Here is a 22,856-nt window from a genome sequence, read left to right on the forward strand (position 1 = left end):
CAGGGCGTTCAGGCCACATCGGGCACTTCAATGCCCGAGACGAATTTATAGACATCTTCATGATGCAGCAGGAAGACACGGTGCTTCTTGCCCAGCAGCAGGGCTTCCTGCGTGTAGGGCGCGTTGGAGACGATGGCGCCAATATCGGCGCGGCTTTCAGTCTTTTCCTTTATGCCCTGCCAGATCACGTCATCATGCACGGGCTTGCGGTCGATCCAGCAATGCACCAGCATTTTCAGCCCGTTGCGGTTGCAATGGATGACCGAGCCCAGGCCGGTGGCCACCGGGGGGCGGATTTCCCATCCCGCTTTCTCAATCCATTGCGAGCAGAAGGCCGCATATTCCGCCTGGTTCATGTCCGGGTGGTAAATGCCAGGCGTCAGCACAGTGGCGGAGGGCGTGCGGGCGGTATTGGCCGCAAGCGTGGTAAGATGCGCGCATACCGTCTTGTTGATGGCAGGCCAGAGCGCGCTCTGGCCGTCACGCGCGAGCGCGGGCAGGAGCGTGGTGCGCGTAAAGCGTTCCACATGCGTGCTCCATGGCATGCGGCTGTGGGTCAGGGTGGCGGCGTTGTCATCATCGGCCTGCTGGTACCAGCGCGCGAGCATGGGGCGATGGCGCTCGGCCAGTTTCAGGCAGGTGTTGATGGCCTTGCGCCGCCGCGCCATGATCCAGACCGTGCGCAGCACCCGCATCATGATCCACCCGGCGCCGGTAATGAGCATCAGCGTCAGGATGAGCGAGCCGAGCTTCTGGAAGCCGCGCGTCATGAAAAACAGGTCGGTGGGCAGCGGCGTTTCCCGGTTCTGCACGATAACCGGCGGGGCGGCGGGGGGCGTGTCATCCTCGGCCTGCTGCTGCGGGCCTTCAGGGGTGGGGATCTCGGCGACAGGCGGCGGGGGAGGCGGCGCGACATGAACCGGCGCAGGGGCGGGCGCGCCAACGGGCGTGATGTCACCGGTCATGAAATATTGCGGCGCCAGCCCCGGCACCGGCGGCACGCGGCGCATGAGCGGCAGCCCGTTGCGGTTGGCGATCTTTTCCCACTTGATATCAGGGGTCACGGCATGGCAGTCGCCCTGCCTGATCAGCGTCCTGCGCCAGGCGGGGGGGTGCCGGGCAACCTCGGTGGCATCGGACAGGGTACGCAGGGCGGCATCATCCCCACAGGCAAGGGTGGGATGGGTCGCGCTGAACAGGCCCGCGGCGCTGGCGCTGGCAGGCAGCCACAGGAGCAGGCAGGCACTCGCCCATATGCGCATGATGCTCTTTATCCTTCCGGTCTGGTGTAATGACTGGCGCAGACCCTGGGTATCAGCAAATCAAGATGTTTTAACGTGCAGATGCCGATATGCAGAATACGGTTGTTCTTGTAAACAGGCTTTATTTAGTCCTGTATGTTTGAATCTTCATCCTGCCGAACAGGGTGGGACAAAAAAGTGGCATGTGCTTATCGGGTATCTGCCCCCTTGCCGCTCTTATGGCGATGTTCACGAACTTCGCGGATGCTCAGCGCGACATGTTGGAAAGCAGGAGCGGATGACTGACCGTTTTGCAGTAGTGCTGGCGCGCCATCCCGCCGTAATCGGCGCGGAAGGCGTGTGTTACGGCCAACACGACGTTGCCCTGGCCGAGGGCTGGGAGCGCATGGCCGATGGCCTGCGTACCGTCATGCAGGGTGTGGGGTGCCGGATTCTGTTCTCGTCGCCCGCGCGGCGGTGCCGCATGGTGGCGGAGCGGGTGGCGCAATTCATGAATCTGGACTTAAGGGTGGATTCACGTCTGCGTGAGATCAGCTTCGGGGAGTGGGAGGGCCGTCCCTGGAGCCGAATCTCGCGCGCGGCACTCGATGCATGGGCGGCGGATGTGAGCGGGTTTGCCCCGCCCGGCGGCGAAAGTGGCACCGCGCTGCGGGCCCGCGTGCGCCATTTCTGGACCGAGATGCACCAGCGCGGCCAGTCCTGCGCCATCATTACCCATGGCGGCCCGCTGCGCCTCATGCACGGCATGGTTCAGGGCAGCGCAGGCAACCTGCTGGCGCCCTCGCCGCCCATGGGGTCGGTGCGGGTGATCGAGCAGGGCGGTGCCCCGTTCAGCACAGGGCCGTCAGAACTGCGCATTCCGTCACGACTGCCGTTGCACCAAGAACGTCACCGGTCTGTCCGCCAAGTTGCCAGCATGCAAGGCGGCACATGACCACGCTGGCCAGCATGGCCACCCCGCAGGTGGCCAGCGCGCGCCAGCCGGGCAGCAGCAGGGCGGCCAGCGCGCCTGCAAGGCCCAGGCAGGCCACAAGCGCCGCGCGCGGTAGGTGGTCCATGGTGCTGGCCAGCCCATCGCGCCGCGCGGGTGGCAGCCGCCACAGCACGCCCGCCATGGCGGCGCGGGCCAGCGCGCCCGCCACCGGCAGGGCCATGAGCGCCACCGGTCCCGGCATGGCGGCAAGGGCCGTGATGCGCACCAGCAGGGCCACGACCAGCGCCATCACTCCATAACTGCCCACGCGGCTGTCACGCATGATCTCGAGCTTGCGCGCCCGGTCGCGGCCGCCGCCGCAGCCATCGGCCATGTCGGCCAGGCCATCTTCATGCAGCCCGCCGCATAGCAGCAGCAGGCCGCCCACGCACCAGCCCGCCGCAGGCAGGGGGGCAAGGCCAAGCCGCAGGCCCACCCCGTAGGCAAGGGCCACAAGTGCGTTGACGGCAGCCCCGATCAGGGGCCAGCACCATATCGAGCGCGTCATGCTGTAGGGCAGCCCGTCGCGTGCCAGCCAGCCCGTGGGCAGGCGGGTCAGCAGCCCCAGCCCGCACACAAGATCGGCGCGCAGTCGGGCCGCGATGCTCATTCCCGCCCGCTGACCTGTGCCTGCGCAAACGTGGCCATGCCGCACAGGCACGCCACCGCCGCGCGCACCAGCCCCACGGCAAGCCCCGCGCCCGAGCCTTCGCCCAGCCGCAGCCCCAGATCCAGCAGCGGGGTCAGCCCCAGCTCTGCCGCAAGGTGGGCGTGCCCTCCTTCGGCCGAGCAGTGGGCCAGCCGCGTATGGGCCAGCCCATCGGGTGCCATAACGCCCAGCGGGGCCACGGCGGCCGTGCAGATGAAGCCATCAACCAGCACGGGAATATTCCTGTACCGCGCGGCCAGCACCGCCCCGAATATGGCTGCAAGTTCGTGCCCGCCCACATGGCGCAGGATTTCGAGCGGGTCGCCCATACCGGCATGATGGGCCAGGGCGCGGTCGATCACCGCCGCCTTGTGGCGCACGCCAGCCGCGTCAAGCCCGGTGCCGCGCCCGGCCCAGCGCGCGCCCCCGCCGCCAAACAGGGCGGCGCACATGGCGGCGGCAGGGGTGGTGTTGCCAATGCCCATCTCGCCCACGCACAGCAGGTCGGTGCCGGGCTGGACCGCGCGCATGCCGGTGGCAATGGCGCGCAGGAAGGTGGCTTCATCCATGGCGGGGGCGTGCGTGAAATCGGCCGTGGGGCGCAGGCTTTCAACCTCGACCACGCGCAGCCGGGCGCCCGCCACGCGGGCGATCTGGTTGATGGCCGCCCCACCGGTGCGAAAATTCTCGACCATCTGGCGCGTGACATCGCTGGGCCACGGCGTGACACCCTGCGCGGTCACGCCATGATTGCCAGCAAAGACAATGATATCCACCCGCTCGGCCCGCGGTCGGTCGGTGCGTTGCCACTGCCCGGCCCACAGGGCCAGTTCTTCCAGCCGCCCAAGGCTGCCCGGCGGCTTGGTCAGCTGGCTGTCATGAGCGGCAATGGCGGCACTGGCGGCCATGTCGGCCGTGGGGAGGTCGCGGCACAGCGCGCGCAGCGCGGCCATGTCCTGCGGTATGGAAAGACGGGATGGCATGGGCAGCGTTGTGTGGTCTTATGCGCGCCGATGCAAGATGGGGAAGAATAAAATGACCGCCAATGGCGCCCGGACCATGCCAGCAGGCCAGCAGGGCTGCATTTTCGTGCTCGGCGGCGCGCGCTCGGGCAAGAGTGCGTTTGCCGAGGGGCTGTTCACCTCCTGGCCTGCCCCATGGACCTATCTTGCCACCTGCCAGCCCCATGATGGCGAAATGGATGCCCGCATCACCCGCCACCGCGCCCGCCGGGGGGAAAACTGGCGCACGATAGAGGAGCCGCTCGACCTGCCCCGCGCGCTCGGCGGGGCGGGCGCAAGCCCCGTGCTGGTTGATTGCCTGACCCTGTGGCTGACCAACCTCATGCTGGGCGGGCACGATATCAGGGCGGCAACCCGCGCCCTGCTGTCAGCCCTTGAGCGCCGCGCGGGGCCTACGGTACTGGTCTCGAACGAGGTGGGGCAGGGCATCGTGCCCGACAATGCGCTGGCGCGGCGCTTCCGTGATGAGGCGGGGCTTATGCATCAGGCTATTGCGCGCGAGGCCGCTCGTGTTGTCTTTGTGGTGGCAGGCCTGCCAATGGAGATGAAATGACCCTGACCCCCGAAGAAATCCGCCACCGTGAAAAAATGGCCAAGCGCAAGGCCGTGCAGGACCGCGAGGTGGAGAGCAAATCCATCGAGAAGGGGCTGCTGGCCGTGCATACGGGGGCGGGCAAGGGCAAGTCCACCGCAGCCTTTGGCATGGCGCTGCGCACGCTGGCCCATGGCGGGCGGATCGTGGTGATCCAGTTCATCAAGGGCGCGTGGAACACCGGCGAGCGCAAGGCGCTGGAGCGTTTTGGCGATCAGGTGGAATGGCATGCGCTGGGCGAGGGCTTTACCTGGAACACGCAGGACCGCGCAAAGGATATCGCCAACTGCCGTGCCGCATGGGATCAGGCCAAGGCCGCGCTGAAGCGCAATGATGTAAGCATGGTGATCCTTGATGAACTCAACATCGCCCTGCGCTACGACTACCTGCCTATTGACGAGGTGCTGGCCGATATCGCCGCCCGCCCCCCCATGCAGCACGTGGTGGTGACAGGCCGCAACGCCCGCCCGGCCATGATCGAGGCCGCCGACCTCGTGACCGAGATGACGCAGGTGGCGCATCACTTCAAGAAGGGCGTCAAGGCGCAGGCCGGGATCGAGTTCTGAGCATGGCGCGCGCACTCATGTTTCAGGGCACGGGCTCGAGTGTTGGCAAGTCCGTGCTGGTGGCGGGCCTGTGCCGCGCCCTGACCCGGCGCGGGCTGCGCGTGCGCCCGTTCAAGCCGCAGAACATGTCCAACAACGCCGCCGTAACTGCTGATGGCGGCGAGATCGGGCGCGCGCAGGCATTGCAGGCACGGGCGTGCGGGGTGCCGCTTTCGGTGCATATGAACCCGGTGCTGCTCAAGCCGCAGGGCATGACCGGCTCGCAGCTTGTGGTGCGCGGGCAGATGCGCGGGCAGGTGCGCGCGCGTGATTTCCAGTCCTTCAAGCGCGGGCTGATGCCCGAGGTGCTGGGCAGCTTCCACACCCTTGCCGAACAGGCCGATATCGTGCTGGTGGAAGGGGCGGGTTCTGCCTCGGAGGTCAACCTGCGCGCCGATGACATCGCCAATATGGGCTTTGCACAGGCGGCGGATATCGATGTGGTGCTGATTGGTGATATCGACCGGGGCGGCGTGATCGCGAGCCTCGTGGGCACGAAGGTGGTGGTGGCGCCCGATGATGCGCGGCGCATAAGGGGCTTTATCGTCAACCGCATGCGCGGCGACCCCGCACTGTTTGCCGCGGGCATGGGCACGATTGCCCGCATGACCGGCTGGCAGGCCGTGGGCCTTGTACCATTCCTCGACAACGTGCGCGCCCTGCCGGCGGAAGATGCAGCCGATCTGGCCGCCGCCAGTGGCCCGCGTGGGGCGGGCGTGCGCATTGCCGTGCCGTGCCTGCCCATGATCGCCAATTTTGATGACCTCGACCCGCTGGCGGCGGAAGATGGCGTGTCACTGACCATGGTGCCACGCGGGCAGGTGCTGCCTGCATGTGACCTGGTCATCCTGCCCGGCGCCAAGGCCACCATTGCCGATCTGGCCATGCTGCGCGCGGAGGGGTGGGATATCGACATCCATGCCCATGTGCGCCGGTGCGGCCATGTGCTGGGCATATGCGGTGGCTACCAGATGCTGGGCCACAGCATTGCCGACCCCGAAGGTATCGAGGGGCCGCCCGCCACGGTGGCGGGGCTGGGCCTGCTGGACGTGGCCACCGTGCTGGAGGGCCACAAGCGGCTGGAGGACGTGACCGGCGCATTGCTGCCCGAGGGCGTGCCCCTGCATGGTTACGAGATGCATATCGGCCGCACCGAGGGGCCCGATCACGCCACGCGGCCGTTCATTGACCTTGGCGGGCGGCCTGATGGCGCGGTCAGCCCATCAGGCCGGATATGGGGCACTTACGTGCATGGCCTGCTGGCTGATGGCCAGGCAAGGGCGGCATTGCTGGCGCGGCTTGGCGCAGGCTCGCACGCACGCGACCATGATGCGACGGTGGACGCAGCGCTTGATGCGCTGGCCGACCATCTGGAGGCGCATCTCGATATCGATGCCCTGCTGGCCATGGCGCGCCCGGTGCATAATGGATTAGGACAATAATAAAAGGTTTGGGTGCTACATTTTTTTGAAAAATTTCAAATAACTCTGCTTTCAGGTTTGACGTGCCACCTGCCGTCGTCGTGCCGTCCGGGCCAGCAGGAGGGTGGCTGTCAGTCCCGCCAGTGTCTGGATCAGGCAGGCGCGGCGATACAGGGCCAGAGCCCGATACAGGTCAGCCGGGCGCAGGTCGGGCGTGCCATCGCCCACCCACGGTTCGGCTACGCGCACCCCGTTATAGGCGCGCGGGCCGGACAGGCGGATGCCCAGCGCGCCCGCCATGGCAGCCTCCGGCCAGCCCGCATTGGGCGAGCGGTGGGTGCGGGCATCGCGCCGCAGCACGCGCAGGGAACCACGCGCATCCATGCCGGGCAGGCTCAGGGCGGCAAGGATGATCCACAGGGCAGACAGGCGCGAGGCAGGCAGGTTGACCAGATCATCAAGCCGCGCCGCGGCATAACCAAAGGCTTCATGGCGGGGCGTGCGATGGCCGATCATGCTGTCTGCCGTATTGACCGCCTTGTAGAATACCGCCCCCGGCAGTCCGCCGATCGCCATCCACAATAGCGGTGCCACGATCCCGTCGGAGAAGTTTTCGGCCAGCGTCTCGGTGGCCGCGCGCAGCACGCCTGCTTCATCAAGCTGTTCGGGGTCGCGGCCCACGATGTGCGAGACCGCGCGCCGGGCGGCGGGCAGGCTGACCTGCGCCTGTTGGGCTACGGCCAGCACATGGTCATGCAGCGAGCGCTGGGCCACCAGCGAACTGGCCAGCATGCCGGTCAGCACCACGGCCAGATTGGGCGGCAGGATGCGCCGGATGCCGCGTTCAAGGACTATGGCGGCCAGGGTTGGCACGGCCACGATCACGGCACTCGCCACAAAGCCGTTGGCCTGGCGGCGGGCGGGGAGGCGTTCGGGTGTGTTCAGGCGGCGGTCCAGCCCATCGATCAGGCGGCCAATCCAGATCACGGGGTGCCCGATCCGGCTGACAAGCGCCTGCGGGTAGCCAGCCATGGCATCGGTAACCGAGGCCATGCATGCGGTGCTGACAGGGCGAAGCAGGAAATGGGAAAGACGCATGCCCCGATGGATATTGCGCCCCCTGCACAGGGTCAAGGGAAGCGGTAGCGGGCGGTGCGCGGGTTCTCCGCCCTGGTGCGTGAGCGTGCTTTTGGCGGGCAATGCAGGTCCTGCGCATGGCAGATATAGGACTGATGGTATTCTATCTCTTCATGTGAGGTAATTATAGTGGCAAAAACTGTGAAACTGAAATTACTTTAAGGTATATATAAAAAACTACAATAAAAATAACCTGTATTTTACTGGCAGAATAATGCGGGGGAAGGGAATGCGTGGCCAGAATTTAAAAAAATAGCAGGCCTGCCGCGCGTATGTGGACTGTTTATGCCACAACAATCCGGCCATGGGGCCGAATATCAGGATGAATGCCGCTGTGATCTACGGAAAAGAAAATGCTTCATAAATATAAAATTAAAAAATTGTTTTTTCCAATGCTGATTTTACCACTCCTTGGTGGCTGCATTCATCCGCACCCGCCTGCAATGCCATTCAACAGCAATGAAGTGGCATGGGCGCAAAAGCCGGGCCATGCGGCCATCAGGGGGTGCGTCAGTGGGGCAATATTTACACGGCATACCACGACGGCCCTGACTTTGGGGAATAATACTGTCTATACATTCAATGACATACCAAGTTCCATCATGCAGATTCCGCGCAGCCATTTTACGGTGGAGCTGCTGCCGGAAAGTGAATATATGCATGCGCTGTCAAAAAAGATGGCGTTTTACAGTGAGCGGCTTAACGGCCCCACGGTCGTGAATGACCCCCGCTGGGTCGAACCGTCAGTGCTGCCTTTCATCCCGCGTATTTCCTGCCCGGCTGCCGGTCCTGATATCTGTACATCCATTGGCCATTTTTTCTGGCCCAACCTGCCTGCGGGGCAGTGGTATGTCGTTACGTCATATGACGCGACGGATGGAAGTAATAGTTATGTCATCGATGTACAGAAAATAACCACGGTTGATGGCAAGACGGTTCCGTTTGTTGCATGGACCGGAACGAGAAGGGTGCTGTGCAGTTCATGATGCGTGGCGCGCTGGCCTGTCAGGCCGCCAGCCATGCCATGGGCGGATGACACTGGCAGGGTAATGACCCCACGGCCCCCGGCATGTTTCCCGTGCCGGAGTGCCGCCGCGCATTAACCCCCGGATCATTTTTTCTTGCATTAAGGGAAATCATGCAAAAGGCTCTAGGCAGCCTGTCCTCGCTTGCGGATAACGTGAGGGCAGGGAAGCGGTAGCGGCATGGTGTCAGGGGGAAGGCAGTTTTTGGGTATCAACGGTTCAGGGTTCATCTCATCGCGGCGGCGCTTCATGCAGGGGCTGGCAGGTGTTGCCGCCTGCGGCACGGTATCTGCCTCGGGCACATGGGCGGCAGCCCCGCCAAAGGCATACACGCCGGTTTTCTTTAACGCTGCGGAATGGAATTTTCTCCTTGCCGCCTGTGATCGCCTGATCCCGGCTGATGCCAACGGCCCCGGCGCGCTTGCACTCGGCGTGCCCCGCTTCATCGACCAGCAGATGACCACGCCCTACGCGCAGGGCGCGCAGTGGTACATGACCGCCCCTTTCGTGCAGGGGCCGGATAATCTTGGCTACCAGCTGCCTTACCCCCCGTGTGATCTGTACCGCCACGGCATTGCGGGCATGAACGCGCATGCGGCCACCCGCCACGCCAGACCCTTCGCAGCCCTTGTGCCCGATGTGCAGGATGACCTGCTGCGCGCTGCCGAAGGCGGCAAGCTGGTGTTTGGCGATGTACCCTCGGCCGCGTTTTTCGACCAGCTTCTGGCCAATGTGATGGAAGGCGCGTTCAGCGACCCCATCCATGGCGGCAATACGGGTCTTGGCGGCTGGGCCATGCTGGGCTTTCCCGGCGCGCGGGCCGATTTCATGGACTGGGTGGACCGCTACGGGGCGCATTACCCGCTGGGCAGTGTCTCCATAACGGGAGAAACGGCATGAGCGATGATTCACGCAGGCTGAAGCCGGTTGACGTGGTGGTGGTGGGCGGCGGCTGGGCCGGGTCCATCATGGCCAAGGAAATGACCGAGGCCGGTCGCACGGTGGTCATGCTCGAACGCGGGCCGGACCGCAGCACGGCGGGGGAGGGCGCCTATCCGGCCTCCATCGACGAGCTTGAGGGCAATTTCCGCTACAAGCTGTTCCAGGATCTTTCCAAAAGCACGGTCACCATCCGCAACAACGCCAGCCAGACGGCGCTGCCCTATCGCCGCATGGCCGCCTTTTTGCCCGGCGAGGGCGTGGGCGGCGCGGGGCTGCACTGGTCGGGCGTGCATTTTCGCATGCCCCCCGATGACCTGCGCCTGCGCTCGCGCGTGATCGAGAAATATGGCGCCAAATTCATTCCCGAAGACATGAACCTTCAGGATTACGGCGTGACCTACGAGGAACTCGAACCGTTTTTTGACAAGGCCGAGAAAGTGTTCGGCACTTCGGGTGAGGCGTATAAGGTCAACGGCCAGGTGGTGGGGCAGGGCAATGTGTTCGCGCCCTCGCGCTCCGACCATTTTCCGCTGCCACCGCTCAAGGATGTCTATACCGCCCACCTGTTCCGCAAGGCGGCGGAGGAGGTGGGCTTTCACCCCTATTCGCTGCCTGCGGCCAATGCCTCGCAGCAATATACCAACCCGTATGGCGTGCAGATGGGGCCGTGCAATTTCTGCGGCTATTGCAGCGGTTATGCCTGTTACATGTATTCCAAGGCATCGCCCAACGTGAACATCCTGCCGGTGCTGCGCCGGCACCCATTGTTTGAACTTCGTGCCAACTGCCATGTGCTCAGGGTGGAACGCGACAGCACGGGCACGCGCGCCACGGGCGTTACCTATACCGATGCCGATGGCAAGGTAGTGACCCAGCCTGCGGAAATGGTGATCCTGACCGCCTTCCAGTTCCATAACGTGCGGCTGATGCTGCTTTCGGGCATTGGCAAGCCCTATGACCCGGTCAGGAACGAAGGCGTGGTGGGGCGCAATTTCGTCTACCAGAACGTGACCACCAGCGTGGTGTGGCTCGACCCGAAGGTGGAGACCAACCAGTATATCGGCGCAGGCGGCGGCGGCGTTGCGTTTGATGATTTCAACAGCGAGAATTTTGACCATGGGCCGCTGGGCTTCGTGGGGGGCTCGCCGGTGTGGGTCAACCAGGCGGGGGTCAAGGCCATTGCGGCGGCGCATTCGGGCGGCCCGCCGGGCACGCCGCGCTGGGGCAGTGCGTGGAAGGCGGGCATGATCGACACCTACCGCCACTCGCTGCGCATTGACGCGCATGGCGCGAACATGGCCTACCGCGATGTCTATCTCGACCTCGACCCGACATGGAAGGACGCCTACGGCCAGCCGCTGCTGCGCATGACATTCGACTGGAAAGACAATGACATCCGTATGAACCGCTACGTGGTGGACAAAATTGGCAATGTGGCCAAAGCCATGGGCGCGCGCAACGTGCACCTGACAAGGCGTGAATTCGGCAAGCCGTTCGATACGCGCCAGTACCAGACCACCCATCTGGGCGGTGGCGCCGTGATGGGCACCGACCCGCAGACGAGCGCGCTCAACCGCTACATGCAGTCATGGGATGTGCATAATGTGTTCGTAATCGGGGCCAATGCCTTCCCGCAGGGCACGGGCTACAACCCCACCGGCATGGTCGCGGCGCTGGCCTACTGGGCGGCACACCACATCCGCACCACCTACCTTGCCCATCCCGGCCCGCTGGCCGGATGAGGGGGGTGTGGAAATCCGGGCTGCGCTCCCTGGTGGTGGCCCTGCTGGTCGCGTCGGTTCCGGGGGTGGGCCAATCCGCGCGGGCGCAGGATGCGCCGGCACCGGCGGATCTGGTCACGCGCGGGGAATACGTGGCGGAGGCTGCGGATTGCGGCGCCTGCCATACCGTGCCCGGCGGTGCGCCCTTTGCGGGGGGCATGGCCTTTCACCTGCCCACCGGCACGCTGTACGCGCCCAACATCACGCCGGATGTAAAGGCGGGGATCGGCCAGTATTCCGAGGCCGAATTCATCCGCGCCATCCGCCAGGGCATCCGCCGCGACGGGGCCACGCTGTACCCGGCCATGCCCTATCCCTCCTATGCCCGCATGACCGATGATGACCTGCATGCGCTCTATGCCTATTTCATGCACGGCGTCAGGCCTGTCTCCACGCCGGTGGTGCAGGATGGCATGCACTGGCCGCTTTCAATGCGCTGGCCGCTCACGGTATGGCGCAGGCTGTTCGCACCCGACCCGGCGGTAACATTGCAGGGGGCCACGGCCCGCACCTTCCCCGACCCGGTGGTGGCGCGCGGGGCCTATCTGGTCGAGGGGCCGGGCCATTGTGGCGCCTGCCACACGCCCCGCGCCGTGACCATGCAGGAAAAGGCCCTGACGGCAGAGGACGGCCCGCTCTACCTGTCTGGCGGGGCGTCGGTTGATGGCTGGCGGCCTGTCAGCCTGCGCGGCGAGAACCGCACCGGACTCGGACGGTGGAGCGAGCAGGATATCGTGCGCTTTCTGGCCACCGGGCGCATGCCGCTGGGTGCGGCCTTTGGCGGCATGACCGATGCCATCAACCACGGCACCCAGCACATGACGGCGGATGACCAGCTGGCCATTGCCCGCTACCTCAAGACCCTCTCGCCCACAACACCTGCCAAAGCGCCGGGCTGGGCGTATGACCCTGCCGCCACCACGGCCCTGCGCGCGGGTGATGTGAGCGCACGCGGCGCGCGGCATTACGTGGATAGCTGTGCCGCCTGCCACCGCACCGACGGGCGCGGCTACCCCACCACCTTCCCGCCACTGGCGGGCAACCCGGTGGTGATGGACCCGACACCGGATTCACTCATCCGCATCGTGCTGGAGGGCAATACGCTGCGGGCGACGAGGCAGGCCCCCTCCGCCTTTGTCATGCCCGGCTTTGCCGCCCGCATGGATGATGCGGCGGTGGCCGATACCGTAAGCTTCATCCGCGCCGCATGGGGCAATGACGCGCCTGCGGTGAATGCGGCTGATGTGGCGCGCATCCGGCGCAGCCTGTCGCCTGAACACCCGCCCGCCTCGCTGCCCATGAACTGATTGTGAACGCCATGCGGCGCGTGGCGCGATTGCCCTTGGCGGCCTGACTTGCATGAATGGGCGCGGGCCGCACAAACCGGGGGGAGAATATCCATGACCATGCATAGGCGTGATCTGCTGTTCGGGGCGGCATTCGTGGCGGCGGCAGGTGCTGGCACCCTGGCGCGGGCGGCCCAGCCCGCGCAGGAGGCGATCAACCACGATCATGGCGCCGCCCCTGATGGCCCGTTCGAGATCGTGGCGCGCTTTGATGGTCCCGGCCCGTCGGGCATTGCGGTGACGGGGGGGCGGGTGTTCGTGGGGTTTCCGCGCCATGCGGTCAACCACGCGGGCGCGACACTGGCCGAACTGAAAAATGGCCGCCTGCTGCCCTATCCCGATGCCGCTACCGCCATGCCATCGGAGCGCCCGCCCGCCACCCGGCTCATGTCCATCCATGGCATGACCACCGATGCGAAGGGGCGGCTATGGGCCATTGATGATGGCAAGCTGGCAGGCCAGCCACTCGCACCGGGCGCGGCCAAGGTGATTGGCATCGACCCCGCCACCAACCGCATCTTCGCCAGCATCGTGCTGACTGCCCCCACGCTCCTGCCCGACAGCCACATGAACGATTTGCGCGTGGACCTGACGCATGGGCCGCAGGGCACGGTGTTCATTACCGATTCCTCGTTTGGCCAGTCGCCCGCCCTTGTGGTGGTGGATGTGGCGAGTGGCCGCCAGCGCCGGGTGCTGGCAAGTCATCCCTCCATCCAGGCTGAACATCCCTTCATGGCGGTAGTGGAGGGGCGGCCGCTGGTGTTTGACCCGCCTGCGCACAAGCCTGCCTTTGTCACGGGCGGGGTGGATGGCATTACGCTCTCGCCCGATAGCGCCACGCTGTATTACAGCCCGCTGACCAGCAGGCGGCTGTACAGCATTCCCACAGCCCTGCTGGCCGATTTTGACAAAACCGATGCGCAGCTTGCCACAGGCATAAGCGATCTGGGCGAAAAAGGCGTAGCCGACGGGTTGGCCACCGATGCACAGGGCCGGATCTACACCACCAATTTCGAGCATGACGCCATCTTCCGCCGCAATACCGATGGCTCGTTCGACACCATGGTGCGTGACCCGCGCGTACTCTCGCCTGATGGCATTTTTGTTGATGACAACATGGTTTACTGCACGCTGGGCCAGTGGAACCGCCTTGCAGGCTTCAATAACGGGCACGACCTGCGCGTGCCGCCCTATTACCTGATCCGCTTTCCCACCGATGCGCCAGCCGCCTTGGACGCCACAAAGCCGGCACCCGGTTAGTTGCCCCTTTCCCCCGGCGCTGAATTGCGGCAACAATCGCGGCCATGAATATTATGTCGCGCATGATCCTGCCCCTGATGCGGCGCCTGGAGCCCGAGGCCGCCCATCATATCGCCCTTGATGCCCTGCAACTTGGCCTTGGTGGCGTCTCCTGCCCCGGCAATGATGACCCGGCGCTGTCCGTCCGTGCCATGGGGCTGCGCTTTCCCAACCCCATCGGCATGGCGGCGGGGTTTGACAAGAACGCCGTGGTGGTGCGCCCGCTCACGCGCGCAGGCTTCGGCTTTGTCGAGGCTGGCACCGTCACCCCGCGCCCGCAGCCCGGCAACCCGCAGCCGCGCCTGTTCCGCCTGACCGAAGACCGCGCCATCATCAACCGCATGGGCTTCAACAACCAGGGTATCGACCGCTTTGCCGTACGCATGGCGCGCCTGCATCGCGTGTCCTCGCCGCGCCGCAAGCCCGGCGCGCAGGTGCCGGTGGGGGCCAACCTTGGCATCAACAAGGTTGGCGCCGACCCCGAGCGCGACTACCCCATGCTGGTGGGGCGCGTTAAGCACTATGCCGATTATATCGTCATCAACCTGTCCTCCCCCAACACGCCGGGGCTGCGTGACCTGCTTGAGGCATCAAGGCTCAAGGGCATTCTTGATGCCATCAATGCAGCCCACCCCGAGCGGCCGCCGCTGCTGGTCAAGATCTCGCCAGATATCGCGCATGATGATGTCGAAGCCGTGGTCGAGGCCGCCATTGCCGGTGGCGCGCAGGGGCTGATCGTCTCCAACACCACCATCTCGCGCCCCGCCGGGCTGCTCAGCCCCTACGCCACCGAGACCGGGGGCCTGTCGGGCCGCCCGCTGCGCCCGCTGGCCCAGGACATGCTGACCCGCGTGGCGAAGGTGGCGGCAGGCCGCGTGGCGCTGGTGGCCAGTGGCGGCATCGAGACCGGCGTGGATATTCTTGACCGGGTCAAGGCCGGGGCCGACCTTGTGCAGATCTATACCGCTTACGTGTATGAAGGGCCGGGAATCCTCAAGCGCCTCAAGGCCGAGACGCTGCGCGCCCTGCGGGCCGAAGGCTTCGAGACGCTGGCCGATGCCAAAGGGGCAGCCCTTAAATGAAATGGCATGATGGCCTCTCCCGCCTGAGCCATGATTATGATGGCTACATCCTCGATTTGTGGGGTGTGGTGCATAATGGCGTGGCACCCTATCCCGGCGTGCTGGAATGCCTGCAACGCCTGCGCGAGGCGGGCAGGCGGGTGGTTCTGCTGTCAAACGCGCCCCGACGCACCGCCACGGTGGAGCCGGGCCTGCGCCGCATGGGCATCAGCGCCGACCTGTATGACGGCATCATGACCAGTGGCGAGTGCACCCACCGCATGCTGGCCGCCCGCACCGACCCGTGGTTCGCGCGTCTGGGCCGCCGCATGGTCCATCTCGGCCCTGACAAGGATGTTGATGTCTATGCCGGGCTGGACCTTGATGTGGTGACTGACCCCGCGCAGGCGGATTTCGTGCTCAATACCGGGCCGGACGCCGAACTGGGCGAGGAGGAAATCGGCCCCTACCTGCCCATGCTGGAGCAGTGCGCGGCCCACAGCCTGCCCATGATCTGCGCCAACCCCGACCAGCAGGTCATCCGCGGCAGCCAGCGCCTGATCTGCGCGGGTGCGATGGCAAGCTGGTATGAAAGCCGCAACCGCCCCGTGCGCTGGATCGGCAAGCCCTACCCGGAAGTGTACGCTCTCGCGCTTTCGCTGCTCGATGTGCCACGCGAGCGCGTGCTGGCGCTGGGCGATGCGCTGGCCACCGACATGCGCGGGGCGGCTACGGCAGGCATTGACGGCTGCTGGGTGCTGGGCGGCATTCATCAGGAAATGCTGGGCGGAAGCTGGGAGCACGGTCGCAATCCTGATTACGATCTTGCCGTGGCGGAAGCGACTGCCGCAGGGCTTGCCCCCGTGGCCTGCGTGCCCTCGCTGCGCTGGTAGGCCCTTGGTGTAGCGGATTGTCGAAGGGGCTGGCCCGACGATGAGAGATTTTTTAAAAGCTGCGCATTGTTAAAAGTTTTCGGGTGCTTTTTTAAGGACGGCGCTCCTTGAAGCCCTCTGAAAAAAAGCTTCACCCGGAATTTCTTTATGGTTGCAGCCTGTTGCCGCCCGGTCAGGCGTGGCCCACGTCCCCTGTAAACCAGGCAGGGTCGATCCGCACGCTGGCCAGCGCCTGCCGCCATTTGGCGTTATGGTCGGGGCCGAACACGATGGCCTCGGTCGCGGGGGCTGCAATCCAGGCATTGTGGCGCAGCATTTCGTCTTCAAGCTGGCCGGCTTCCCAGCTTGCATGGCCCATGGCCAGCATGGCGTGGGCCGGGCCGTTGCCATCGGCAATGTCACGCAGCACGTCGAGGCTGGCGGTCAGTGTCGTGCTGTCATCAACCGGCAGGCTGCCATCGCCGCTCCAGTCCGATGTGTGCAGCACGAAGCCGCGCCCGTTATCCATTGGCCCGCCCGCGCACAGGTTGATGCGGCGGCGGGGTGGCACGGGTGCAATGCCGAGCTGTTCGAGCACATCATCCAGCACGGGCTGCGACAGCCTGCGGTTGACGACCAGCCCCATTGCCCCATCCTCGGGCGTATGGGCGCACAGGTAGATGACACTGCGCGCGAAGGCGGGGTCGGTCAGGGCAGGGGTTGCCACCAGCAGGTGACCGGTCAGGCTGCGGCCTGGAGGTGTCGCGAAGGAAGCCATACACTACCATAGAACCGGATTTGCCCTCTTTTGCAACCATTTCGGCTCAGGGTTGTATGGTTGATGACCCCCATGACGGGAGGCGCTTGATATGCAAGGCTCACCACCGACACAGCAGGAGAAAAGACCATGAAGCAGATTGCATTGGTAACGGGGGCTACGGCTGGATTCGGCAGAGCGATCGCCACCAGGCTCGTGCGTGATGGCTACCGCGTCATTGCCACCGGCCGCAGGCGCGAGCGCCTTGATGCGCTGGCAGCCGAACTCGGGCCGGACCTGCTGGCCTTTGAGCTGGACATGACCGATGCCGCAGCCATCGCCGCCCTGCCGGGCAGCCTGCCCGAGGGCTGGCGCGATGTGGATGTGCTGGTCAATAACGCGGGCCTCGCCCTGGGCATGGAAAAGGCGCAGGAGGCGGATCTGGCCAACTGGCAGACCATGATCAGCACCAACGTGACCGGCATGGTCGAACTGACACGCGTGCTGCTGCCCGGCATGGTGGCGCGTGACCGCGGGCATGTGGTGACACTGGGCAGCACGGCGGGCATCTACCCCTATACGGGCGGCAACGTATATGGTGCGACCAAGGCGTTCGTGCGCCAGTTCACCCGCAACCTGCGCTGCGACCTGCTGGGCCATAATGTGCGCGTGACCAATATCGAGCCGGGCCTGTGTGGCGGCAGCGAGTTCAGCACCGTGCGCCTGCGCGACCCCGCCAAGGCGGCGGCGGTGTATGAAGGCACCCACCCCCTGCTGCCAGAGGACATTGCCGAGACCCTGTCCTGGATCATTGCCCTGCCGCGTCATGTCAATATCAACGAGGTGGAGATGATGCCGACCTGTCAGGCGGCTGGTGGCCTCGCGGTGGCGCGGGGCATGAAGGATTGAGCATGGCCCGCAAGAAAACGACCACAAACACCCTCGCACGCCGTTTCAGCGTGCATAACGGCAAGGGGTTCTCCCTTGCCGACTGCCCGACCCGCGCTGCGGAGGCCTGCGGGCTGGACAAGAAAACCGGCAAGCAGCTGCTCAAGGAGCGCATCCGCTACCTCTCGCAGCTACAGGCCCTGTTATACGCCAACAACACATGGTCCGTGCTGGTCGTGCTGCAGGCGCTTGACGCGGGCGGCAAGGATGGCGTGATCAAGCATGTCATGTCGGGCATCAACCCGCAGGGGGTCAGTGTCTCGTCCTTCAAGCAGCCCGGCCCGGTCGAGCTGGCGCATGGCTATCTGTGGCGCGAGCATATGGTGGCGCCTGCCGCTGGCCGCATCGGCATCTTCAACCGCAGCCATTATGAGGAAGTGCTCGTGACCCGCGTGCACCCCGAACTGCTCGAGCACGAATGCCTGCCGCTGAGCCTGCGCCGCAGGCCTACCTTCTGGCAGGACCGTTACGAGGATATCAGCAGTTTCGAGCGCTACATGGCGCGCCAGGGCACGATCGTGCTGAAGTTCTTCCTGCATCTTTCCAAGGAGGAGCAGCGCCTGCGCTTTTTGCAGCGCATCAAGCACCGCGCCAAGAACTGGAAATTCTCGCCTGCCGATATTCACGAGCGCCAGTACTGGGATGACTACCAGAACGCCTATGAGGAAGCGATCCGCCACACCGCCCACCCCGATGCGCCGTGGTTTATCGTGCCCGCCGACCAGAAATGGTTCGAGCGCCTGGTCGTGATCGAGGCGATCATCGACGCGCTGGAGAAGCTGCACCTGAAAATGCCCGCCATGGACCCGGCCATGGAGGCGGACATGGAAAAGGCCCGCAGGCAGCTTGAGGCGGAAGCCCCCCGCCCCACGCATAACCCCGTTCATTGACGCCGCCGCCAGCGCACCGCAAAAGATTGTGATCTGTTGGAAAGGGAGAACACTCAGATGGCGGCAATGCGCTGGCAGCGATGCGTGATGACGGGGCTCGGGGCACTCGTGGCCCTGCAGATGGGGGGCATGACACCCGCCCATGCGCGGCACCACCACCACCGGCATGAAGAGTCGCGTGATGAAACGCAGGGCACACAGAGCGGGCAAAGCGGGTATGAGGGCAGCAGTTCACGCCCGCAGCCCATTGCCAGTCCCGTGCCCGAGGCGTGCGATGACGGCAAATTCCTTGCTGACCTTCAGGCTGCGGAAGCCAGCAGCAGCGAAGCCCACCCCGACCGGGTCGAGCATGTGTGCGGAAAGGTCATCGCCGTCTCGGCCTCCAAGCGCACGCGCAGCGGCCTGCATGGGTATTTCTATGTTGATGTGGGCCATGGCGTGTCGATCCGCATCGTATCGGATCTCGATCGCATGTCCGCACCCACATGGCCGTGGGTGGCCAAGGGAGACCAGGCCGATGTGCTGGGCCGTTATTATTATGACAACGCCCGCAGCCAGGGCATTGACTGGACCCATCACGGCACCGGGCGGAGCTGGCCGGTTGAGGGCTATGTGAGCGTCAACGGCACCCGTTATCAGTAATTGAAGAGGTTTTCTGGATGCCGCCTTTTTTTAAAGGCGGTGTTCTTTCGAAGCTTTTTGAAAAAAGCTTTACCAAGAATTTTTTACTCAGGGATGGGCGCGTGGGGCGAGCAGGATCAGTGCAGCCCCCGCAAGGCAGATCGCAGCGCCCAGTATGTCCCACCGGTCAGGCGGCAGGCCTTCGACCAGCCAGGACCATACCAGGCTGGCCACGATGTACACGCCGCCATAAATGGCATAGGCCCGGCCCGCATTGTCAGCGGGGCTGAAGGTCAGCAACCATGCAAACAGCACCAGCGACAGGCAGCCCGGCACCAGTACCAGCGGCGAGCGGCCAAGGCGCATCCAGGCCCAGAAACAGAAGCAGCCGCCAATTTCGGCAAAGGCTGCGGGAATGTAGATGGCGGCGGTGAGCATGGCACCCTTACAGGAAACAATAAGAAGTTTTTTGGTGAAGCTTTTTTCAAAAAGCTTTGAAAGAAGCGGCCTTTTTGAAAAAGGCAGCACCCGGAAATTTTTATTACCCTTAAATCATTCCTAAAAAAACAGGAGCCATTTCTGGCTCCTGTCTTGTTCTCAGGCTGGGTGGATAATCCTCAGTCGGCGGCTTCGGCTTCGCGGGTGCTGTCGCCTTCATCACCTTCAGTGGAATCGTTTTCCGCCTGCGAGATGTATTCAAAGTCGAGCTTGCCATCCTTGAGCGTGATCTTGGCCACCCCGCCCTTGGTCAGCTTGCCGAACAATAGTTCCTCGGCCAGCGGCTTCTTGATGTTCTCCTGAATGACACGGCCCAGCGGACGTGCGCCATACAGGCGGTCGTAGCCGCGTTCTGCCAGCCATTCCCGCGCGGCGGACGAGATCTCGATCATCACGTTGCGATCGGCCAGCTGGGCCTCAAGCTGGAAGATGAACTTCTCCACCACCCGGTCCACCACATGCGGCGACAGGTTGGCAAACGGGATGATCGCATCAAGCCGGTTGCGGAACTCCGGCGTGAACAGGCGCTTGATCGCATCCTCGTCCTCGCCTTCGCGCGAGGTGCGGCCGAAGCCGATGGCCTCCTTGCTCAGGTCGGCGGCACCCGCATTGGTGGTCATGATCAGCACCACGTTGCGGAAGTCGACCGTCTTGCCGTTATGGTCGGTCAGGCGCCCGTGGTCCATCACCTGCAGCAGCACGTTATACAGGTCCTGATGCGCCTTCTCGATCTCATCAAGCAGCAGGACCGCATGCGGGTGCTGGTCGATGGCATCAGTCAGAAGGCCACCCTGGTCAAAGCCGACATAGCCCGGCGGTGCGCCGATCAGCCGCGAGATCGAATGCCGCTCCATGTATTCCGACATGTCGAAGCGGATCAGCTCGATGCCCAGCGTTGCCGCAAGCTGCTTGGCCACTTCCGTCTTGCCCACGCCGGTGGGGCCGGAGAAGAGGTAGTTGCCAATCGGCTTTTCCGGGTCGCGCAGGCCCGCGCGTGACAGCTTGATCGCCGCCGTCAGGGCCTCGATCGCCTTGTCCTGCCCGTAAACCATGCCCTTGAGGTCACGCTCGAGCGAACGCAGGGTTTCCTTGTCGTCCGACGAGACGCTTTTGGGGGGGATGCGGGCGATCTTCGCCACGATGTCTTCCACATCCTTCAGCGTCACGGTTTTGCGGCGGCGGTTCTCGGGCACCAGCATGCGCGAGGCGCCCACCTCGTCAATCACGTCGATGGCCTTGTCGGGCAGCTTGCGGTCGTGGATGTACTTGGCGGCGAGTTCCACCGCCCCACGGATCGCATCATCGGTGTAGCGCACCTTGTGGTGCTTTTCGTAATTGACCTTGAGCCCGCGCAGGATCTTGACCGCATCCTCGACCGAAGGCTCCGCCACGTCGATCTTCTGGAACCGGCGCACGAGGGCGCGGTCCTTCTCGAAGTGCTGGCGGTATTCCTTGTAGGTGGTCGACCCCATGCAGCGCAGCGTGCCTGCCGCCAGTGCGGGCTTGAGCAGGTTGGAGGCATCCATCGCCCCGCCCGAGGTCGCACCCGCGCCAATCACGGTATGGATCTCGTCAATGAACAGGATCGAACCGGGATTGTTGTCGAGTTCGGTCACGACCGCCTTCAGCCGCTCCTCGAAGTCGCCACGGTAGCGCGTGCCCGCAAGCAGCGCGCCCATGTCGAGCGAGTAGATGGTGGCGTTGAGCAGCACTTCAGGCACGTCGCCTTCAACGATGCGCTTGGCCAGCCCTTCGGCAATGGCGGTCTTGCCCACGCCGGGGTCGCCCACATAAAGCGGGTTATTCTTGGTGCGGCGGCACAGGATCTGGATCGTGCGCTCGATTTCAGAGTCGCGGCCGATCAGCGGGTCGACCTTGCCTTCCTGCGCCTTGTCATTGAGGTTGGTGCAGTAGGTGGACAGCGCATCCTGGTTCTTCTGCCCGGTCTTGCCGCGTTCCTCGCTCTCGCCGCCTTCGGGCGGGCTGCCCGCTACGGGCCGACGCGTCGAGCGGTCGGGCGCCTTGGCAATGCCGTGGGAGATGAAGTTGACCGCGTCCAGCCGCGTCATGTCCTGCAGCTGCAGGAAATACACGGCATGGCTCTCACGCTCGGCAAACAGGGCCACGAGCACATTGGCCCCGGTCACCTCGTCGCGCCCGGTGGACTGCACATGGATGGCCGCGCGCTGGATCACGCGCTGGAAGGCGGCAGTGGGCTTGGGGTCAACCGTGCGGTCGGCGGCCAGCCCTGCCAGGTCCTTGTCGAGGAAGTCGGTCAGGTCGGTGCGCAGCTTGTTCAGGTCGACCCCGCAGGCACGGAACACCGTTACGGCATCAGGGTCGTCGATCAGCGCGAGGAGGAGGTGTTCAAGCGTTGCGTATTCGTGCCGGCGATCGCCGGCCAGTGTCAGCGCACGGTGAAGCGTCTGTTCAAGATTACGTGACAACATGCCGAGACGCTCCTTTTCCAAGAGGGGCCACCAGGACCCCGGAGATCATAACCGGTAAGCCAGGACAATCCTTGCCCTGTTGCGATGGAAATGCCAGCACAAAATGCCATGGAACGCGATCGGGTCGCGACGGGGGCGGGAAGATGCGCTTGCTCGTGGGCTCAGTCCTTTTCGATCGTGCATTGCAGCGGGTGCTGGTTCTGGCGCGCGAGGTCCATCACCTGTGTTACCTTGGTTTCGGCAACCTCGTACGTAAAGACCCCGCACACGCCCACGCCACGTTTGTGAACGTGCAGCATGATGTCGGTCGCTTCCTCGCGGTTTTTCTGGAAAAAGCGCTCGAGCACATGCACCACGAATTCCATGGGCGTGTAGTCGTCATTGAGCATCAGCACCTTGTACATGGCCGGCTTGCGGGTCTGTGGCCGGGTGCGGATGACCACGTCGATCATGCCGTCATCATTGCCCGGCGGCGAGTCCTGCCCGCCGTTACGGCGTGGGGGCGTATTGCCGCCATGCCCATGCGGGCGCGGGCTGTCCGCGCCGGGTCGGGGCGCGGTGTGGGGCAGGGAAGCTTGAGCAATAGCAGACATGACAGGTACCATATTGGAACTTTGCCGCCGGTTGAAAGGGGCGAGCGCCGGGGGACAGGGATTTTTTTGCATCTCCCCTGATCGGCGCGCATCCCGTTTATGGAATGGCAAG

22 protein-coding genes are annotated in these 22,856 nt (G+C 64.5%); 14 read left to right on the forward strand and 8 right to left on the reverse strand.

From position 1 onward, the window contains the following. Positions 1-8: 8 nt before the first annotated feature. Positions 9-1,262 (reverse strand): restriction endonuclease, encoded by a 1,254-nt coding sequence (locus OQZ28_RS02700; protein WP_458135080.1) that lies wholly within the window; start codon positions 1,260-1,262, stop codon positions 9-11. Positions 1,263-1,539: 277 nt separating this feature from the next. Between OQZ28_RS02700 and OQZ28_RS02705 the strand changes: the two genes are divergently transcribed. Continuing rightward, entirely contained in the window at positions 1,540-2,196 is a 657-nt protein-coding gene (locus OQZ28_RS02705) for a histidine phosphatase family protein (RefSeq protein WP_130730379.1), read from the forward strand. Here OQZ28_RS02705 and cobS read toward each other — a convergent pair. Further along, positions 2,093-2,845, reverse strand: a complete 753-nt coding sequence (cobS, locus tag OQZ28_RS02710; protein ID WP_458135081.1) for an adenosylcobinamide-GDP ribazoletransferase — start codon at positions 2,843-2,845, stop codon at positions 2,093-2,095. The genes OQZ28_RS02705 and cobS overlap by 104 nt on opposite strands. Continuing rightward, the gene (cobT, locus tag OQZ28_RS02715) at positions 2,842-3,867 is read right to left on the reverse strand and encodes a nicotinate-nucleotide--dimethylbenzimidazole phosphoribosyltransferase (RefSeq protein ID WP_458135082.1); all 1,026 of its coding nucleotides are present in this window, start codon (positions 3,865-3,867) and stop codon (positions 2,842-2,844) included. Before cobT ends, cobS begins: the two co-directional genes overlap by 4 nt. Between cobT and cobU the strand changes: the two genes are divergently transcribed. From cobU to OQZ28_RS02730, 3 genes are read left to right on the forward strand one after another with little or no spacing between them, the layout of a single operon-like run. After that, complete coding sequence (gene cobU / locus OQZ28_RS02720) at positions 3,866-4,459, forward strand: bifunctional adenosylcobinamide kinase/adenosylcobinamide-phosphate guanylyltransferase (RefSeq protein ID WP_458135083.1); 594 nt, start codon at positions 3,866-3,868, stop codon at positions 4,457-4,459. The genes cobT and cobU overlap by 2 nt on opposite strands. Then, positions 4,456-5,064: a cob(I)yrinic acid a,c-diamide adenosyltransferase gene (gene cobO / locus OQZ28_RS02725; RefSeq protein ID WP_458135084.1), complete on the forward strand. Its 609-nt coding sequence runs from the start codon at positions 4,456-4,458 to the stop codon at positions 5,062-5,064. The genes cobU and cobO overlap by 4 nt, the downstream gene beginning before the upstream one ends. A 2-nt stretch (positions 5,065-5,066) precedes the next feature. Beyond that, positions 5,067-6,545, forward strand: a complete 1,479-nt coding sequence (locus OQZ28_RS02730; protein WP_458135085.1) for a cobyric acid synthase — start codon at positions 5,067-5,069, stop codon at positions 6,543-6,545. Positions 6,546-6,596: 51 nt separating this feature from the next. On the opposite strand, the gene cbiB is transcribed toward OQZ28_RS02730, so the two are convergent. Next, on the reverse strand, positions 6,597-7,622 hold the full coding sequence (gene cbiB, locus OQZ28_RS02735; RefSeq protein WP_458135086.1) for an adenosylcobinamide-phosphate synthase CbiB: 1,026 nt from the start codon (positions 7,620-7,622) through the stop codon (positions 6,597-6,599). A 392-nt stretch (positions 7,623-8,014) separates the two neighbouring features. On the opposite strand from cbiB, the gene OQZ28_RS02740 reads away from it, so the two are divergent. The 7 genes from OQZ28_RS02740 to OQZ28_RS02770 all read left to right on the forward strand — a co-directional run bounded on the left by OQZ28_RS02740 (position 8,015) and on the right by OQZ28_RS02770 (position 16,008). Then, positions 8,015-8,647 carry a hypothetical protein gene (locus tag OQZ28_RS02740; protein WP_458135087.1) on the forward strand — a complete coding sequence of 211 codons (633 nt, stop codon included), beginning with the start codon at positions 8,015-8,017 and terminating at the stop codon, positions 8,645-8,647. 243 nt (positions 8,648-8,890) lie between these two features. Then, positions 8,891-9,586, forward strand: a complete 696-nt coding sequence (locus OQZ28_RS02745; protein ID WP_458135088.1) for a gluconate 2-dehydrogenase subunit 3 family protein — start codon at positions 8,891-8,893, stop codon at positions 9,584-9,586. Continuing rightward, positions 9,583-11,370 carry a GMC family oxidoreductase gene (locus OQZ28_RS02750; protein WP_458135089.1) on the forward strand — a complete coding sequence of 596 codons (1,788 nt, stop codon included), beginning with the start codon at positions 9,583-9,585 and terminating at the stop codon, positions 11,368-11,370. The genes OQZ28_RS02745 and OQZ28_RS02750 overlap by 4 nt, the downstream gene beginning before the upstream one ends. Continuing rightward, the gene (locus OQZ28_RS02755) at positions 11,367-12,716 is read left to right on the forward strand and encodes a c-type cytochrome (RefSeq protein ID WP_458135090.1); all 1,350 of its coding nucleotides are present in this window, start codon (positions 11,367-11,369) and stop codon (positions 12,714-12,716) included. The genes OQZ28_RS02750 and OQZ28_RS02755 overlap by 4 nt, the downstream gene beginning before the upstream one ends. Before the next feature lie 99 nt (positions 12,717-12,815). Beyond that, positions 12,816-14,015: an L-dopachrome tautomerase-related protein gene (locus OQZ28_RS02760; RefSeq protein ID WP_458135236.1), complete on the forward strand. Its 1,200-nt coding sequence runs from the start codon at positions 12,816-12,818 to the stop codon at positions 14,013-14,015. A gap of 44 nt (positions 14,016-14,059) precedes the next feature. Beyond that, positions 14,060-15,136: a quinone-dependent dihydroorotate dehydrogenase gene (locus OQZ28_RS02765; RefSeq protein WP_110567125.1), complete on the forward strand. Its 1,077-nt coding sequence runs from the start codon at positions 14,060-14,062 to the stop codon at positions 15,134-15,136. Then, positions 15,133-16,008, forward strand: a complete 876-nt coding sequence (locus OQZ28_RS02770; protein ID WP_458135091.1) for a TIGR01459 family HAD-type hydrolase — start codon at positions 15,133-15,135, stop codon at positions 16,006-16,008. Before OQZ28_RS02765 ends, OQZ28_RS02770 begins: the two co-directional genes overlap by 4 nt. Before the next feature lie 172 nt (positions 16,009-16,180). Here OQZ28_RS02770 and OQZ28_RS02775 read toward each other — a convergent pair whose 3' ends face one another. After that, complete coding sequence (locus tag OQZ28_RS02775; RefSeq protein ID WP_130730367.1) at positions 16,181-16,765, reverse strand: YqgE/AlgH family protein; 585 nt, start codon at positions 16,763-16,765, stop codon at positions 16,181-16,183. A 129-nt stretch (positions 16,766-16,894) separates the two neighbouring features. Between OQZ28_RS02775 and OQZ28_RS02780 the strand changes: the two genes are divergently transcribed. Genes OQZ28_RS02780 through OQZ28_RS02790 form a run of 3 tightly spaced genes read left to right on the forward strand, consistent with a single transcriptional unit; the run spans position 16,895 to position 19,224 of the window. After that, the gene (locus OQZ28_RS02780) at positions 16,895-17,653 is read left to right on the forward strand and encodes an SDR family NAD(P)-dependent oxidoreductase (protein WP_458135092.1); all 759 of its coding nucleotides are present in this window, start codon (positions 16,895-16,897) and stop codon (positions 17,651-17,653) included. 2 nt (positions 17,654-17,655) lie between these two features. Then, positions 17,656-18,582 (forward strand): PPK2 family polyphosphate kinase, encoded by a 927-nt coding sequence (locus tag OQZ28_RS02785; RefSeq protein ID WP_130730365.1) that lies wholly within the window; start codon positions 17,656-17,658, stop codon positions 18,580-18,582. A 57-nt stretch (positions 18,583-18,639) separates the two neighbouring features. Next, entirely contained in the window at positions 18,640-19,224 is a 585-nt protein-coding gene (locus OQZ28_RS02790) for a hypothetical protein (protein ID WP_458135093.1), read from the forward strand. A gap of 87 nt (positions 19,225-19,311) precedes the next feature. Here OQZ28_RS02790 and OQZ28_RS02795 read toward each other — a convergent pair whose 3' ends face one another. From OQZ28_RS02795 to clpS, 3 genes are all read right to left on the reverse strand, one after another. Then, positions 19,312-19,641, reverse strand: coding sequence for a YnfA family protein (locus OQZ28_RS02795; RefSeq protein WP_130730363.1), 330 nt, complete (start codon positions 19,639-19,641; stop codon positions 19,312-19,314). A gap of 179 nt (positions 19,642-19,820) precedes the next feature. Continuing rightward, positions 19,821-22,151: an ATP-dependent Clp protease ATP-binding subunit ClpA gene (clpA, locus tag OQZ28_RS02800; RefSeq protein WP_130730362.1), complete on the reverse strand. Its 2,331-nt coding sequence runs from the start codon at positions 22,149-22,151 to the stop codon at positions 19,821-19,823. 161 nt (positions 22,152-22,312) lie between these two features. Continuing rightward, entirely contained in the window at positions 22,313-22,744 is a 432-nt protein-coding gene (gene clpS / locus OQZ28_RS02805) for an ATP-dependent Clp protease adapter ClpS (protein WP_242621697.1), read from the reverse strand. Between the last annotated feature and the right edge of the window lie 112 nt (positions 22,745-22,856).

The sequence above is a fragment of the Komagataeibacter sp. NFXK3 genome, from assembly GCF_054182245.1.

What these genes read in the sequence shown, in the direction of transcription:
- OQZ28_RS02765 (WP_110567125.1), top strand. Translation starts at nt 14,060, where the DNA reads ATGAATATTATGTCGCGCATGATCCTGCCCCTGATGCGGCGCCTGGAG.
- OQZ28_RS02770 (WP_458135091.1), top strand. Translation starts at nt 15,133, where the DNA reads ATGAAATGGCATGATGGCCTCTCCCGCCTGAGCCATGATTATGATGGC.
- OQZ28_RS02750 (WP_458135089.1), top strand. Translation starts at nt 9,583, where the DNA reads ATGAGCGATGATTCACGCAGGCTGAAGCCGGTTGACGTGGTGGTGGTG.
- OQZ28_RS02790 (WP_458135093.1), top strand. Translation starts at nt 18,640, where the DNA reads ATGGCGGCAATGCGCTGGCAGCGATGCGTGATGACGGGGCTCGGGGCA.
- OQZ28_RS02785 (WP_130730365.1), top strand. Translation starts at nt 17,656, where the DNA reads ATGGCCCGCAAGAAAACGACCACAAACACCCTCGCACGCCGTTTCAGC.
- OQZ28_RS02775 (WP_130730367.1), bottom strand. Translation starts at nt 16,765, where the DNA reads ATGGCTTCCTTCGCGACACCTCCAGGCCGCAGCCTGACCGGTCACCTG.
- clpA (WP_130730362.1), bottom strand. Translation starts at nt 22,151, where the DNA reads ATGTTGTCACGTAATCTTGAACAGACGCTTCACCGTGCGCTGACACTG.
- cobS (WP_458135081.1), bottom strand. Translation starts at nt 2,845, where the DNA reads ATGAGCATCGCGGCCCGACTGCGCGCCGATCTTGTGTGCGGGCTGGGG.
- OQZ28_RS02740 (WP_458135087.1), top strand. Translation starts at nt 8,015, where the DNA reads ATGCTTCATAAATATAAAATTAAAAAATTGTTTTTTCCAATGCTGATT.
- OQZ28_RS02760 (WP_458135236.1), top strand. Translation starts at nt 12,816, where the DNA reads ATGCATAGGCGTGATCTGCTGTTCGGGGCGGCATTCGTGGCGGCGGCA.
- cobT (WP_458135082.1), bottom strand. Translation starts at nt 3,867, where the DNA reads ATGCCATCCCGTCTTTCCATACCGCAGGACATGGCCGCGCTGCGCGCG.
- OQZ28_RS02755 (WP_458135090.1), top strand. Translation starts at nt 11,367, where the DNA reads ATGAGGGGGGTGTGGAAATCCGGGCTGCGCTCCCTGGTGGTGGCCCTG.
- OQZ28_RS02705 (WP_130730379.1), top strand. Translation starts at nt 1,540, where the DNA reads ATGACTGACCGTTTTGCAGTAGTGCTGGCGCGCCATCCCGCCGTAATC.
- cobO (WP_458135084.1), top strand. Translation starts at nt 4,456, where the DNA reads ATGACCCTGACCCCCGAAGAAATCCGCCACCGTGAAAAAATGGCCAAG.
- OQZ28_RS02795 (WP_130730363.1), bottom strand. Translation starts at nt 19,641, where the DNA reads ATGCTCACCGCCGCCATCTACATTCCCGCAGCCTTTGCCGAAATTGGC.
- cbiB (WP_458135086.1), bottom strand. Translation starts at nt 7,622, where the DNA reads ATGCGTCTTTCCCATTTCCTGCTTCGCCCTGTCAGCACCGCATGCATG.
- cobU (WP_458135083.1), top strand. Translation starts at nt 3,866, where the DNA reads ATGGGCAGCGTTGTGTGGTCTTATGCGCGCCGATGCAAGATGGGGAAG.
- OQZ28_RS02700 (WP_458135080.1), bottom strand. Translation starts at nt 1,262, where the DNA reads ATGCGCATATGGGCGAGTGCCTGCCTGCTCCTGTGGCTGCCTGCCAGC.
- OQZ28_RS02780 (WP_458135092.1), top strand. Translation starts at nt 16,895, where the DNA reads ATGAAGCAGATTGCATTGGTAACGGGGGCTACGGCTGGATTCGGCAGA.
- clpS (WP_242621697.1), bottom strand. Translation starts at nt 22,744, where the DNA reads ATGTCTGCTATTGCTCAAGCTTCCCTGCCCCACACCGCGCCCCGACCC.
- OQZ28_RS02730 (WP_458135085.1), top strand. Translation starts at nt 5,067, where the DNA reads ATGGCGCGCGCACTCATGTTTCAGGGCACGGGCTCGAGTGTTGGCAAG.